The sequence below is a fragment of the Hominiventricola aquisgranensis genome, from assembly GCF_040096225.1.
GTDB lineage: Bacteria > Bacillota > Clostridia > Lachnospirales > Lachnospiraceae > Hominiventricola > Hominiventricola aquisgranensis.
The window spans coordinates 1-13,301 of record NZ_JBBMFC010000009.1; the positions used below are offsets into that span (position 1 = coordinate 1).

Genomic DNA, 13,301 nt, shown 5'->3' on the forward strand with positions numbered 1-13,301 from the left:
TGAAAAAAATAAGGATTCCATGAACGAACTTGAGTGGATTGGAAAAAATTTATAAAGCACACACCAAATTCCAGTTTATTTGATTCACACGCAATTTAATAATAAATTTACATAGCACTTTAGCCAAAAGGTTAAGGCGCTATTTTTTTTACCACAAAAGGAGGAACGAATCAAAACCCATATCATCAATTATTCCAAGACCAGAGATACCTATATCGCCTACCGAAAATCCGGCTACAGTGAGTACAAAAAAATAAAAAAAGAGATGCGGGATTATCAGATTGCAAAGCAAAACGTGGAATCCTTCTATGCGGCACAGCAGAGTTGGAACCAGGAAGAGAATCTGAAAAAGAAACGACAACAGCAGCGATAATCACAGGGGTACTGCTCGCCTACGGTATCCCAAATCTGGGATACCCCACACCCTCCGGGCAAAGTCCATCCATCAGGTCTTGCCTATGTTATCTGAATGCGCCTCAAAAAACAGTTTTTACATCTGTATTGTAATTCCAACAAGAAAGGATTTCTCACCGGGAACAAGATCGAGATCACCGCCATGGCCTTCAATGATTTTTCGGACAGAGGAAAGCCCGATTCCATGATCATCAGATGTACCCTTTCGGGAGAGGAATGTTTTTCCCTCTTGCAAGGCCAGACCGTCGTAAGTGTTTTCAATCTTCAAAAAGTACATATTGCCTCTGGTTTCGCCTGCAATGAAAATGCGGCGCACCCCTTGCTTTTGGCGGCTGCACCCCTCCACGGCATTGTCCAAAAGATTGCCCAGCACCGTACACAGTTCCACATCGGTAAGCGGCATCTGATCGGGAAGATCGAGCCGCACCTGAAATTCTGTCCCTTGTGTCTGCGCCATGCCGTAGTAGTATTCAATCAGCGCATTTACAACGGGATTTTTACAGAACGCAACATGGGAGTGACCCGATGTTGCCGCAACCTGTTCCTCAACCTGTAACAGGAAGGAGCAGATCTCTGTCTGCCCATGTTCAGAGGCCATGCGGTCTATGGTACGCAGATGGTGTTTGATGTCGTGGATCAGCCTTCTGTTTTCTGCCGCTGCCTCAGAAACCTGACGGCTGTATTCGGTCTGCATAGAGAACTGACGGATGACCTGCTTGCGTTCTTCCTGGAAAATCAGGCTGTTTCCATATCCTTCTATCACATCGCGCCAGAGGGAATAGCCGATGGCTGCTGCTATGAAAAAGCTGCCCCATTCCACAAACCAACCGCCGATAACCGGCTCATAAACCGGCAGAAGGCAATCCCATATAAAGGCGCAGGTTGCGGCTGCCACAGCATAGAAGATCGGCCTGCTCCGTTTTTCTCCTCTGTGAATGGCAAGCACAGCGATGATAAGCAGATAGAGCGCAGATGCCGCCTTATAACAAAAGACCGATGCAGAGAAGAAACGAATAGCTCCAAGGGAGAGATGGGAAGCCATCATCTATTGTACGGATTGTGATTAACTTCTGAGAACTGGTAAAGAGCTGGCGGCATTGGGACATAATTATAAAGCAACCGTAACAAAGCAGCCGACGACAACCGAGGAAGGAGTCAGAACCTACACCTGCACCAAGTGCGGACACAGTTACACACAGTCTATCGCTAAGATCAAGTCCGATGACAGCAGTAAAAATAATGGTAATGAAAATCAGAATCCAAAGTCCGATGACAGCAGCAAGGATAATGGCAGCCAAAACCAGAAACCGCAGTCTGGCACAGACAATGGTAATCAGAATCAGAAGCCACAGCCTGATACGGATAATGGTAAGGACAATGGTACTTCAATTAAGCCATACATCAAGGATGACAGCGGCAAGGAAGGCTGGGATGTTATCAAGCCACAGCTTGAAGAAGCTAAGGCAGGCGATACGGTAACGGTTGCAATGAACGGAACAACTGTAGTACCGAAAGATGTAATTGACAGTATCAAGGGCAAAGATACAACACTTGTTCTGGATATGGGAAATGGCCTTTCCTGGAAGATTTATGGAAAGGATATTACTGATGCAGCTGGAGATATTGATTTTGATGTGACAGTCGGAGCCGACGCCGGAAAATCCATTCCTGTGGATGTGATCAATAACGTGACCGGGGAACATTCTTCCTTGAATCTGACTCTTGCTTATGACGGAGAGTTTGGATTTACAGCCACACTGACCGTCAACATGAAATCAAAGAATGCAGGACTGTATGCGAACCTGTTCTACTACAATGAACAGACCGGAGAACTGGAATTTATCAGCGCCGGACAGATTGATTCGGATGGAAATGTGGAACTTGTATTTACCCATGCATCAGATTACACGATTGTTGTTGATACCAAGATTATGAGTGATAACGGTCAGGCAGACAACAAAGCTGATGAAACCATTCCTGCGCCTAAGACAGATGACAGCACTTCAAAATATGCATGGAATAATACGATAATCATTATTATAGGTATCTGTATTATGCTGATTGTTATTGGAGCCATATTCTATGTAAGGAAAAAGAGTGGTTTAGAAGAAGAATAAGTATCTGACATAGTAATTGAATAAAAGTGCAGAGGTGGGAGCGTAAGCGCCCACCTTTTACAGTTGAAGAAGAAAGAGAATATGAATCCGGAAATTGCAGCTTAACTATAATAACGATATAGCAGACTGATTTTTGACATCATAATCAAAAATTTCATCAAATTAATTTTGTCATATTACATAAAAATGTGCGGATACACAGAAATGGGGAGTGTAACGATGGAGATTAAAAGAGACGCTTACCTACAGCAGCTGACCCTGCGAAAAGATAAGCAGTTTATGCCACGATTTGAGGAAGTGCTGAACAGCCTGCTCCGCATGAGCAATATTGATGTGTATGTCACCGGAAGCAACTCTAAGTTCTTATCCAGCGATATTGTAACCGAGTTCCGTGGCAGAGGTGATGAAATCAGAATCTATCCCATCTCCTTTGCAGAGTTTTATTCTGTCTATGACGGTGATTATGATGATGCCTGGGATGACTACATGACCTATAGGTCAGAAAATTTGATAAGTCTGGATTAGGGCTAAATAAAAGTAAATTATGATAAAAAATAATTGGGAGGGTCGCAACACTCAGAACAACCACAAATATATGGAAAGAGTAAAATGAGCAGTTGACTCATAAAAGTTTCACTGTTATAATTAGTTTCACTAAAAGAGTGAAAGCGGTGATTAAAGTGAAAACAGATAGATACGGATTGGAATGTGTCGAAAATAAATTTTTAAAACTTCCTAATGTTCAAAAGTATGAAGTTGTAAAAAGAACAGAGGATGGTTTTGTTGCATCTGTAGAAATGGATAACGGCTATGAATTTTTGTTAAATGCCTGTGTGGTAAATCAGGTATTTCCATCCACGGTTATGCAGTTGATAGAAAAGCAGAGCATGGAACAAGGTATGAGAATTTTAGTTTCTCCATATGTATCAGAGCGTACTGCCGCAATATGTGAGCAGAATGAAATGGGGTATTTTGATTATGCAGGAAATTGCTGGTTTGTAGGACACTCCATATATTTGTCTGAAAAAGGAAATAAAAATCCCAGACCGAAAGAATATAAGGCAGCGGCTATATTTGAACGTTCTTCTGTGGTATCATCACTTATTTTGAGGGAACTGTTTGTAGATGTTACAAGAGTATGGAAGCTAAAGTATCTGGCGGAAAAAGTAGACTGCAGTATCGGACAGGTATCAAAGGTAATGAATTTTCTACAAGAGAATGCATGGGCAGAAAAAACAAAGGACGGATATATGCTTAGGGAGCCGGAAGCACTCTTATATGAGTGGAGCAGGATTTATGGTAAAAAGGAAGCATCTGCGTATGCACTTTACAGTCTGGATAATGTTTCTATTTTGGAAAAGAAACTGAAATTTCTGAAAAAGGATATGGGGATTGAATCTTACCTGACGGGTTTTTCCGGCGGGGTCCGTTATGCCCCTGTTATCCGGTATAATAAAGTTCATATGTATCTGGCACCGGAGGATATTCAGGAAGCAATCGCTTATCTGGAGATGAAGGAAGTGAGTAGTGGCTCCAACGTAGTAATTTTTCCATTGGAAAATGATTCTTATATCAAAGACAGCAGAAAAATTGAGGAGTCACTTGTTGTGTCGCCGGTACAGATTTATTTAGATTGTATGCAGCTAAAGGGCCGTGGGGAAGAAATGGCAGAAGCCGTTCTAATGAAGGAAATTATCAAATGATAAAAGATGAAGATTTGAAAAGTAGAATAGATTATTCTGAAGGACAGAAAAAAGCCGCACACAGGGTTCTTGTGGAGCTGGTCAATATTTTTAGAGAATATGATGTAAGTAATCTAATGTCTTTAGGAATTATTACGGCATTGTATGTGATTGTTTATGGCTTTTGGGTTTGGAGGAAAGGATCATATAATTAAGCCAATCGAGATTTTAAGGAGGTATTCTTATGAAAAGGGTATTGGCATTATTTTTGGTATTAATTTGTATGTTGTCAGTAGTTGCTTGTGATAAAGCAACTGGCAGTGGAGAACCTGTAAGAGATGGTGATGTTTCAGATATTTCAGAGATTGATAAAAATGTCTCCAGTGAAACAGAGCAGACACAGCAAGCGAATGTTGAAAGTATAAGTGGGACAATTTCTCATATAGATGAAGATAAAATTTGTGATTTGACCGAAGAAGAAGTAAAAATAATAGCAGACATTATTGGAAACGGCACTTGGAATACAGAAGGGACTGCCGATTGTGCTAATGATTGCAAACTTATAATTGATGAAAGAACATATTACTATCATTCGGAATGTGGAACATTCAATGACGAAAAAAACAATCAGAACTTACCTGTAACGGCTGAAGAGAAAGAAAATATAAATGCAATATTAGCTCAATATATAACACTTGGTTTAGAGTAGTTCATGCGATTAGACTATTTTGCTTAGAAATAGAACTAAAAAAATTCAGTGTAGATAGTTGAGAGGAGAGTGTTGTGCATGGCAAAAATAGAAAGATATATAAATGAAGATTTTGATCAGTTGCTTTCTAAAATTGAAAGCGGAATAATAAATGGCAGTATGTCAGCAACGCTAGAAGATGCCAGTGACTTTCGAAGTGGAACTGCGCGTTGCAGCGTTCGTGTTTTTGAGCGTTACAGCTATGCTGGAGGAAACAGAGTGAGTCTTAATATTACACTTTTTCAAAATGACAAAGATCCAGTACAACTTTCCGCAATTACAGCGGGAGGAAGCCAAGCTGTATTTTTCAAAATTAATACATTAGGGGAAGAGGCATTTCTTGATAAGTTAATCGAGTTGTTGGATGTGTAGCTTAATCTTAAATTACATAGTAGGCATAGGAAAATCGCGTTAACATTTTGAGCAGTTAAAGATGAAATGATTTGTAAAGTTCAAGTTTGCATTGATGATAAGCAGTTCATTTGAATGAAGAAAATAAAATGACCACAATCAATAAAGCAATTAATAACGCCGATACAGGATTTTTATAATCCTATACCGGCGTTTGTTGGTTACGAGAGAATGTGTTTTACGCTACTTTCCAAATGTATTGCTGGATTTAGCTGCTGATTTAGCTGCCATGGTGTTGGTGGACTCAAACAAGGAAGTTGTCGGTGCGACCGGACACATCAGTACTCGTCCTGTTCCACGATAAACATTTACCAGACCCTCACCGCTAACTGCAGATCCTACAAGTGTTTTCGTAGATCTTTCTACGGTGAATTCAAGATTTGATGACCAGCATACAGCAAGATTTCCATCAATTTTCAGTTCATCATTTTCCAATATGACTTCAATCAATTCATCTTCAGGAACATTAGATTCCAGTGCAGCTATACCATTGCCCTGTAAACTCAGATTAAATAGCCCTTCGCCACCTAATACGGCTGATGAAAGGTTCTTTCTGGCTACAACTTTACTATTTACATTTGCATCACAAGCTAGAAACATGCCATCCTCAATTGTCATTCCGGCTGGTCCCCATTTGCCAATGTCTGCAAGGATAATATATTTGTATGTCGGTTCTAATACCAGGCAGCCTTCACCAACATATTCCGGTTTAACTGCGGTTTCTTTTGTAACGGCACCTTTGATCGCTTTTCCAAGGAGATCTCCGATGCCTTTTACGCCAGATGTAGCTTGTACATTTCCGCCCATCCATTGCATGGCACCGGCCTGGATAATAGCAGAATGGTCTTTATCAATATCAATAACAACTTGTCTTCTTCTGACCCCCATTTTGCTCATAAAATATTCGTTCATTGCATTCATCGGTGATACACTGGCATCCTGTACATATTCAAGTACATGGAAGTTTCCAATACTTTTTGCAAATTTTCTGTTTTCATTTTGTAAGTTTTCAATTCTCATATTACTACTGCCTCCTTTACCTTTAGTAATAATTCATAGTGTTACTCGGATATGTTTATTATAACAGAAAAAATGAAAGACACATATCAGAATGAGTTTCAGAAGGAGTAAAAAATGTTATCGTTATTATTTGCAATTTAGAGGTGGGTATCGTAAAATCAGAGCAAAGATTGCAAGAAAGTAGGAGACAACAATGCTGACTGTTCGTGAAGCGATGAAAACCGGTGGCCTGAGCAAATGCCGGCTTCTGGCAGGGGAGGCGGGGCTTGACAACGCCATTACCTGCGTGGACTGCATGGAGGTGCCGAACATTGAGCCCTGGCTGCGCAGCGGCGAGCTGCTCATCACTACCGGCTACGCCCTGCGGGACGATGAAAATGCCATCCCCTACCTGCTGGAGACCCTGACCAAGGGCAAGGCCGCCGCCTTGGCTATCAAGACCCGGTTTTTGGGTGAGCTCAAGGACACTGACATTGCTCTGGCCCAGCGTCTGGGGCTGCCTCTGTTCGAGATGCCCTCGGATATGCCCACAACAGAGATGGTTATGCCTGTGGTGCGGATGCTGACCAACCGCCAGGTGGAGATCATGGAATTTTCCGAAAAGATACACAAGCGCTTTACGGAAATCGAGCTCTCCGATGGCGGTTTCGGAAAGATTGCCGCCGTGCTCTCCAAGTTGCTGCAGATGCCCGCGGCCATCGTCGATGGCGCAGGGGAGATCCTGGCCGCCAGCCATATACCAGACAACTTCGAGGACTTAGAGGATTACATCCTCCAGGAGGTGCTGGGACAGGGCAGTGCGGCGGAGCGCTGTCCCCGGGAGGCCAAAGGATACACCGTGTTCAGCCGGTCGGTGACCGTCCGCGAGGCAGTAAGGGGCTACATGCTGGTATTTTGCCCGGTGGCTGCCCTCAACGAGATGCAGATGATCATTCTGGACCACTCCGTCACGGCAGCGGCCCTGGAATTCTCCAAACGGGACAGCATCCGTGACAATGTCAACCAGCTCAACACGGCTCTTTTTCTGGATCTGGTACTGCGCAACATCTCCACCCACAAGGAGCTGACCTACCGAACCGAGGAACTCAACTGGCCCCGGCCGCCCCTGGCCATGATCTGCATGGACATATGCAGCTTCAAGAAGGCCATCGCCGGACTTTCCGAGCAGGATATCTTGGAGAAAAAGTTTCTGGTTTCCGAGTGCCTCAGGACTTATATGCCACAGAGCGTGGTGGTGTCGCAAAGTGACAGCTTCGTGTGTATCTTCCCGGAATATGCGCAGCCAAAGGAGGTGCTTAACGCCATCAATACCAGCTGTAGCCAAATTAAGGAGCTGACGGGCTTCTCATTCACTATCAGCGTCATCAACCATATCTCGGACTATCTGGATCTGGCGGATGCCTACACCGAGGAACGGAGCATGGTGGACATCGCCCGGATCATCGGCAAAAGTGGGCAGATCTTCTTCGCCGGGGACCTCATAAAGGAGCAGGCCTACCGCCATTGTGTCGATAACCCCTATATTAGGAGCTATTATCAGGACACTCTGGAGATCCTGCGTCGCTACGATGCGGAAAATGACGCCAGCCTCACCGAGACCCTGGAGGTCTATACCTCCTGCCTGGGTATCAAGACCAAGGCGGCGGAGACGATGGGACTGCACCGCAACACACTCTCCTTCCGCCTGCGGCGGATAGAGGCCCTTCTGGGCCTGAACTTAGACGACCCGGAGACGATTCTATTCCTGCACATGGTCTTTCATATCAGCCGTTTTTTCTAAGAACCATAGTAAAGTCGAATTGCCCTTTTCGTTGTGCTTGATGCACAATGAGGAGGGCAATTTTGCGCAGGATTGAACATTGACGGCGACTGGGAAAATCGTATATCATTTTTTTTACAGAAATAAAGTCTTCCAACAATGGACAGGATTTGTTTTGTGTGCATTTTGCATAACATGGAGGGTAGAAATGGATAACAATGTAAAAATCGCGTTGGTGCAGTTCCAAAGCAAGCTGAACTGCCCGGATGAAAATGTGGAAAAAGCCTGCGGCATGATTGCCCAAGCGGCAAGCCAGGGAGCTAAGATCGTTTGCTTCCCGGAGCTTTTCAGCACCGGTTACAACCTGGATATTGTGGGACCGCGGCTTCCGGAGACCGCCGAGCGCCTGGATGGTCCCCGTATCGCTAAGCTTTGTCAGGCTGCCAAGGAGAATGGCTGCTATGTCATTGCCCCGGTGGCCACAGAAAGAGAGGTCAAGGGCGTGTATTTCAACTCGGCGGTCCTCATTGACGATGAAGGCCATGTGGCCGGCTGCTACGATAAGCACCATCTATACAGCCTGGAGCGCTTCCACTTCCGCATGGGCAACGACATCCCTGTGTTCGACACGAAGTACGGCAAGATAGGCATCATGATCTGCTATGACGCGGGCTTCCCTGAGGTGGCACGACTCCTGATGCTTCAGGGTGCAGAGGTAATCTTTATGCCAAGTGCCTGGCGGGTACAGGACAAAGATATTTGGGATATCAATGTGGCACAAAGAGCTCTGGAGAACCTGTGCTATGTGGCGGCGGTGAACCGCTTTGGCCAGGAGGGGGAGACCTATCTCTTCGGCGGCACTAAGGTAGCTAACAGCCGTGGTACCACGGTGGCAGAATGTACCGGGGAAAAAGAGGAGATCGTCTATGCGGACCTGGATCTGGCCTCCACTGCCAAAAACCGTCAGGAGATCGATTACCTGAAGGACCGCAGACCAGACAGTTATCAACTTATCGCTAAGAAACTCTGAAAGGAAGGAACCAACTGTGGAAAAGAATAATACACCTGTAAAAGAAAAAGAAGTCCTCAACGACTATGAGGCAACGCCGGTACCTGACTCGGAGCATATGTCCTGGCTCAGCCAGGGCGCGGTCTGGATCGGTGCGAGTTTTTGTCTGGCAGCCATTCAGACCGGCGGCATCCTGGCTAACGGCCTGAGCTTTGGCCAGAGCATCATCGCTATCCTTGTGGGCTCCGCTATTCTTACTGTTTTGGCTATTTTCATGGGAATCGTGGGTGCCCAGACCCATCTGGCCTCCGCTATGAACTCACGTTTTTCCCTGGGCATCAAGGGCTCTAAGATATTCGGTATCGTGGTGGCCTTTTCGCTGTTCGGCTGGTTCGGCTTTCAGGCCGATATGTTCGGACAAACGGTGGTGACCCTTTTGGAGGGATACCTGGGCATCCACACTGCACCTCAGGTAGTGTGGACCATCATCGGTGGCACCGCCATGATGATCACCGCCATCGTGGGCTACAAGGGCATCAAGGCTCTTTCCAATGTGGCTGTTCCGCTGTTGTTTGTACTTGCTATGGCGGCTCTTGGCATCACCCTGGCACGGGTTCCCTTTGCCTCCATCACCTCAAAGGGTCCTGTGGGCGTCGCCATCCCCCTGACGGTGGGTATCGCCTCCGTAGTGGGCAACAATGCCGTCAGCGTGGTGATCGTCTCTGACTTTACCCGCTATTCCAAGACACGCAAGGACGCCATCCGCGGCTGCATCCTGGGCTACTTCTTTGGCTATGTGCCTATTTTGCTCATGGGTGCCATCTTTACCTACTCCTTCAATAACTGGAACATTGTGGAGGTTATGCTCGGCGAGCTGAACCTGGGTATTGTGGCGGCCATCGTGCTCATTCTGGCCCAGTGGACCACCAACGACAACAACCTCTATTCCTCCGTGCTGGGCGTGGCCAATGTGCTGGCTGGCACCAGGATCAAGTATAAAAGATGGCTGCTGACCCTCATCGTGGGCATTATCAGCATTGCCTTCTCCGCCATTGGTTTGGTTGATCACTACTTGTCCTTCCTCTCCATCCTCACCGCTACTATCCCCGCTATGGCCGGTGTGGTTATCTCCGACTTCTTCTTCCTGAACAAGAACGGCTATGAGTTTGAGCTCATCGAGAAGAAGAAGCTGGCTGACTGGAACTGGAGCGGTATCATCTCCTGGTTCCTGGCCATCTTCATGGGTCTGTGTATGACTGCTGCTCCCACTGGCCTGGGAGTGCCCGCCCTGGTGAAGCTGGCTGGCGTGGTGCCTACCCCAATCGTGGGTGTGATCGTGGCTTTTGTGTGCAACATGGTGATCTATCCACTGTTCAACAAGCGCGCTGCCAAGGGCTGAGCTGCTTGAAAAAGTCTTATCGTCTTGAGCCCTATCTCTTTGAGGATAGGGCTCAAGAGTTGTGAGAGGTATTGGAATATGAATAGGATTGAACTTTTGCAATCGGTTTTGCGCTCCTCCCTGCACTTGAAAAAGGGCGAGCGCTTTGCCGTAATCACCGATACGAATAAGCTGGACATCGGTCGAGACTTTCACTGTGCCGCCGAAGCCTTGGGCGCGCACTCCACGCTGGTCTGCATCGAGCCTATGCAGGTGTCCGGGGAAGAGCCTCCTCAGATCGTCTGCGATGCGCTGATGCAAAGTGATGCCGCCGTGTGTCCCATGAGCGTGTCCATCACCCACACCAATGCCCGTCTGCAGGCCTCGGCCAACGGATGCCGGGTGGCCACCATGCCAGGCATCACTGATGAGATGCTCCTCACCGGAGCCATGACCGCTGATTATGAGCAGGTGGAGCAGTTCACTCTGCGACTTACGGAGATGCTCTCCCGGGCTGATAGCGCCACCATCCAAAAGGACGGCCATACCCTGACATTGGATCTGAAGGGCCGCCGGGGCGTGGCCAGCACCGGCGTTTTCCGCCACAAGGGCAACAGCGGCAATCTGCCTTCCGGAGAGGCGTACATTGCTCCGATAGAAAACGGCAGCAACGGCTCTGTGGTGGTAGATGGCTCCTTTGGCGACATCGGCCTTCTTGGCTCCCCCATCCAGCTCACCGTGCGAGACGGCAAGCTGGTGGACATCCAGGGTCAGGACGCCGACAAGCTGAGTGTTCTACGAGAGAGCGAGGCCAATGCCACCCTCTGTGAGCTGGGCATCGGTGCCAACTATGCCGCCCGGCTCAGGGGTATTCTCCTGGAGGATGAAAAGGCCTACCACACCATCCATGTGGCCTTTGGTACCAACGATGATTTCGGAGGCACCAACAAGGCCACCTGCCATATGGACGGTATTATAAAAAATCCCACCCTCTATTTAGATGATGTGCTGGTCATGCGAGACGGGGAATACCTTATTTGACACAAAAATCACATTTTAATCATAATTTGTGGAGGAATTAAGCTGTGAAGACGTACAAAGTGGGTGTGATCCGGGTGCTTACCACGGAGGATGAGACGGTACTCAACTGCCACGGCAAGCTGCTGGAGCGCTATTACCCCATGTTTCAGGTGACCTCCCGGTGCATTTCGGAGCAGTTTGAAGGGGTGCATGACGAGGAGACGGAACGCCAGTCCATTCCCAAGGTGGTGGCTCTGGCGGAGGAGATATACCGCGAGGGTTTTGATGCTGTGATCGTGAGCTGTGCCGGTGATCCTGGCGTAGAGGAAGCCCGCAAACTACTGCCCATCCCAGTGGTGGGCGCAGGGGAGAGTGTGGCCACACTTTCGCTGTTCTTCGGCGAAAGGCCTGCAGTTCTTGGTATTTTGGATGCCGCTCCCAAGGCCTATCGGCGGCTGTTTGGGGATAAGATCGTGTCCTGCGAAAAGGGTCAGGGCATCCAAAGCACCCTGGATCTGATGACGGAGGAGGGCTTCGCCAAAACCGTAGAAAAGGGTCGGGAGCAAAAGGCTGCCGGGGCAGATGTCATTGCCCTGAGCTGCACAGGAATGTCCACCATCGGCATCGCACCTTCTCTGGAGGAGGCTCTGGGCATCCCGGTGATGGATCCGGTGCTCTGCGAGGGCCTGATGACGCTTTTCGCCCTGCGGCGCGCAGAGGCGGCAGAATTGATGAAAGGGGAAATACATCATGCTAAATAAACAGATTATTGATATTTTTGAGCTTTTAGACGATCCCAAGGCCAACGGCCAGATCGTAAAGGCCTTCCTGCAGGCCATTGATCCGGAGGTCTCCGTAGAGACCTATGCCCTGGAGGGTCCTCAGGGGAAAACCGACATGGTAAAGGTCCGCATCCCCGGCACCGAGGGAAAGACCGTTGGCGGCAGCTATCCTACCATCGGCATCCTGGGCCGCTTAGGCGGTCTGGGCGCAAGACCGGAAGTGGTGGGCTATGTGTCTGATGGCGATGGCGCCCTGGCCGCTCTGGCGGTGGCCGCCAAACTCATCGATATGCGTAAGAAGGGCGACTGCCTCAAGGGCGATGTGTTCATTTCCACTCACATCTGCCCCGATGCTCCCACTCAGCCTCATCATCCGGTGCCATTCATGGGATCTCCCGTTGAGATGCATCAGGTCAATGAGGAGGAGGTATCCCCGGAGCTGGACGCTATCCTCTCCATCGACACCACTAAGGGTAACCGCATCATCAACACCCGGGGCTTTGCCATCTCCCAGACGGTGAAGCAGGGCTACATTCTTCGGGCTTCGGAGGATCTTTTGGACATCATGCAGCGCACCACCGGCAAGCTTCCCTATGTGTTCCCGGTGAATATGCAGGATATCACCCCTTACGGCAACGATGTTCACCACATCAACAGCATCATGCAGCCTTGCACCTGCACGGCGGCTCCGGTAGTGGGCGTGGCCATCACTACCGAGATGATGGTTCCTGGTTGCGGCACCGGCTGCTCCCACATGGAGGACATCGAGGAGGCGGCCCGCTTTGTTCTGGAGGTGGCCAAGGACTTTACGGCTGGCAAGATCAGCTTTTATGACGCCCAGGACGATGCCCGAATGAATAAGCTCTATGGCTCCATGAAGCACCTTCAGCAGCTGGGCAATCGGGATTAAGCCAAACGTATTATTTGCAAAGTATCGCCAATACCTGAAAAAAGAGATCTT

At 47.9% G+C, this 13,301-nt stretch carries 13 protein-coding genes and 1 pseudogene; 12 read left to right on the forward strand and 2 right to left on the reverse strand.

What is annotated here, in order from left to right; all coding sequences use genetic code 11:
* Nucleotides 1-490: 490 nt before the first annotated feature.
* Complete coding sequence (locus tag WMO62_RS06340) at nt 491-1,459, reverse strand: sensor histidine kinase (protein WP_349144177.1); 969 nt, start codon at nt 1,457-1,459, stop codon at nt 491-493.
* A 52-nt stretch (nt 1,460-1,511) separates the two neighbouring features.
* On the opposite strand from WMO62_RS06340, the gene WMO62_RS06345 reads away from it, so the two are divergent.
* The 6 genes and pseudogenes from WMO62_RS06345 (at nt 1,512) to WMO62_RS06370 (ending at nt 5,333) form a co-directional block, all read left to right on the forward strand.
* Entirely contained in the window at nt 1,512-2,531 is a 1,020-nt protein-coding gene (locus WMO62_RS06345; RefSeq protein WP_349144178.1) for a hypothetical protein, read from the forward strand.
* 258 nt (nt 2,532-2,789) lie between these two features.
* A pseudogene (locus WMO62_RS06350) lies at nt 2,790-3,026 on the forward strand (AAA family ATPase); the annotation flags it as partial.
* A 176-nt stretch (nt 3,027-3,202) separates the two neighbouring features.
* Nucleotides 3,203-4,234 (forward strand): type IV toxin-antitoxin system AbiEi family antitoxin, encoded by a 1,032-nt coding sequence (locus WMO62_RS06355; protein ID WP_349144179.1) that lies wholly within the window; start codon nt 3,203-3,205, stop codon nt 4,232-4,234.
* Nucleotides 4,231-4,428: a hypothetical protein gene (locus WMO62_RS06360; protein WP_349144180.1), complete on the forward strand. Its 198-nt coding sequence runs from the start codon at nt 4,231-4,233 to the stop codon at nt 4,426-4,428. Before WMO62_RS06355 ends, WMO62_RS06360 begins: the two co-directional genes overlap by 4 nt.
* 29 nt (nt 4,429-4,457) lie before the next feature.
* Nucleotides 4,458-4,922 carry a hypothetical protein gene (locus WMO62_RS06365; protein WP_117499881.1) on the forward strand — a complete coding sequence of 155 codons (465 nt, stop codon included), beginning with the start codon at nt 4,458-4,460 and terminating at the stop codon, nt 4,920-4,922.
* A 78-nt stretch (nt 4,923-5,000) separates the two neighbouring features.
* Nucleotides 5,001-5,333 (forward strand): DUF6054 family protein, encoded by a 333-nt coding sequence (locus tag WMO62_RS06370; protein ID WP_118596648.1) that lies wholly within the window; start codon nt 5,001-5,003, stop codon nt 5,331-5,333.
* Nucleotides 5,334-5,555: 222 nt separating this feature from the next.
* Here the strand turns inward: WMO62_RS06370 and WMO62_RS06375 are convergent, their stop codons facing one another.
* On the reverse strand, nt 5,556-6,392 hold the full coding sequence (locus WMO62_RS06375) for an AIM24 family protein (protein WP_117499883.1): 837 nt from the start codon (nt 6,390-6,392) through the stop codon (nt 5,556-5,558).
* Nucleotides 6,393-6,585: 193 nt separating this feature from the next.
* Here WMO62_RS06375 and WMO62_RS06380 point away from each other — a divergent pair, with 193 nt between their 5' ends.
* The 6 genes from WMO62_RS06380 (at nt 6,586) to WMO62_RS06405 (ending at nt 13,250) form a co-directional block, all read left to right on the forward strand.
* A complete protein-coding gene (locus tag WMO62_RS06380) occupies nt 6,586-8,172 on the forward strand; it encodes a PucR family transcriptional regulator (RefSeq protein WP_349144181.1) in 1,587 nt (528 codons plus the stop codon).
* Nucleotides 8,173-8,359: 187 nt separating this feature from the next.
* Nucleotides 8,360-9,181, forward strand: a complete 822-nt coding sequence (locus tag WMO62_RS06385; RefSeq protein WP_349144182.1) for a nitrilase-related carbon-nitrogen hydrolase — start codon at nt 8,360-8,362, stop codon at nt 9,179-9,181.
* A gap of 16 nt (nt 9,182-9,197) precedes the next feature.
* Nucleotides 9,198-10,559 (forward strand): purine-cytosine permease family protein, encoded by a 1,362-nt coding sequence (locus WMO62_RS06390; RefSeq protein WP_349144183.1) that lies wholly within the window; start codon nt 9,198-9,200, stop codon nt 10,557-10,559.
* Between the two features lie 78 nt (nt 10,560-10,637).
* On the forward strand, nt 10,638-11,579 hold the full coding sequence (locus WMO62_RS06395) for an aminopeptidase (protein WP_349144184.1): 942 nt from the start codon (nt 10,638-10,640) through the stop codon (nt 11,577-11,579).
* Nucleotides 11,580-11,623: 44 nt separating this feature from the next.
* Nucleotides 11,624-12,319 (forward strand): aspartate/glutamate racemase family protein, encoded by a 696-nt coding sequence (locus WMO62_RS06400; RefSeq protein WP_349144185.1) that lies wholly within the window; start codon nt 11,624-11,626, stop codon nt 12,317-12,319.
* Nucleotides 12,309-13,250, forward strand: a complete 942-nt coding sequence (locus tag WMO62_RS06405) for a DUF1177 domain-containing protein (RefSeq protein ID WP_349144186.1) — start codon at nt 12,309-12,311, stop codon at nt 13,248-13,250. The genes WMO62_RS06400 and WMO62_RS06405 overlap by 11 nt, the downstream gene beginning before the upstream one ends.
* Nucleotides 13,251-13,301 lie beyond the last annotated feature (51 nt).

What these genes read in the sequence shown, in the direction of transcription:
- WMO62_RS06340 (WP_349144177.1), bottom strand. Translation starts at nt 1,459, where the DNA reads ATGATGGCTTCCCATCTCTCCCTTGGAGCTATTCGTTTCTTCTCTGCA.
- WMO62_RS06375 (WP_117499883.1), bottom strand. Translation starts at nt 6,392, where the DNA reads ATGAGAATTGAAAACTTACAAAATGAAAACAGAAAATTTGCAAAAAGT.
- WMO62_RS06370 (WP_118596648.1), top strand. Translation starts at nt 5,001, where the DNA reads ATGGCAAAAATAGAAAGATATATAAATGAAGATTTTGATCAGTTGCTT.
- WMO62_RS06380 (WP_349144181.1), top strand. Translation starts at nt 6,586, where the DNA reads ATGCTGACTGTTCGTGAAGCGATGAAAACCGGTGGCCTGAGCAAATGC.
- WMO62_RS06385 (WP_349144182.1), top strand. Translation starts at nt 8,360, where the DNA reads ATGGATAACAATGTAAAAATCGCGTTGGTGCAGTTCCAAAGCAAGCTG.
- WMO62_RS06365 (WP_117499881.1), top strand. Translation starts at nt 4,458, where the DNA reads ATGAAAAGGGTATTGGCATTATTTTTGGTATTAATTTGTATGTTGTCA.
- WMO62_RS06405 (WP_349144186.1), top strand. Translation starts at nt 12,309, where the DNA reads ATGCTAAATAAACAGATTATTGATATTTTTGAGCTTTTAGACGATCCC.
- WMO62_RS06360 (WP_349144180.1), top strand. Translation starts at nt 4,231, where the DNA reads ATGATAAAAGATGAAGATTTGAAAAGTAGAATAGATTATTCTGAAGGA.
- WMO62_RS06395 (WP_349144184.1), top strand. Translation starts at nt 10,638, where the DNA reads ATGAATAGGATTGAACTTTTGCAATCGGTTTTGCGCTCCTCCCTGCAC.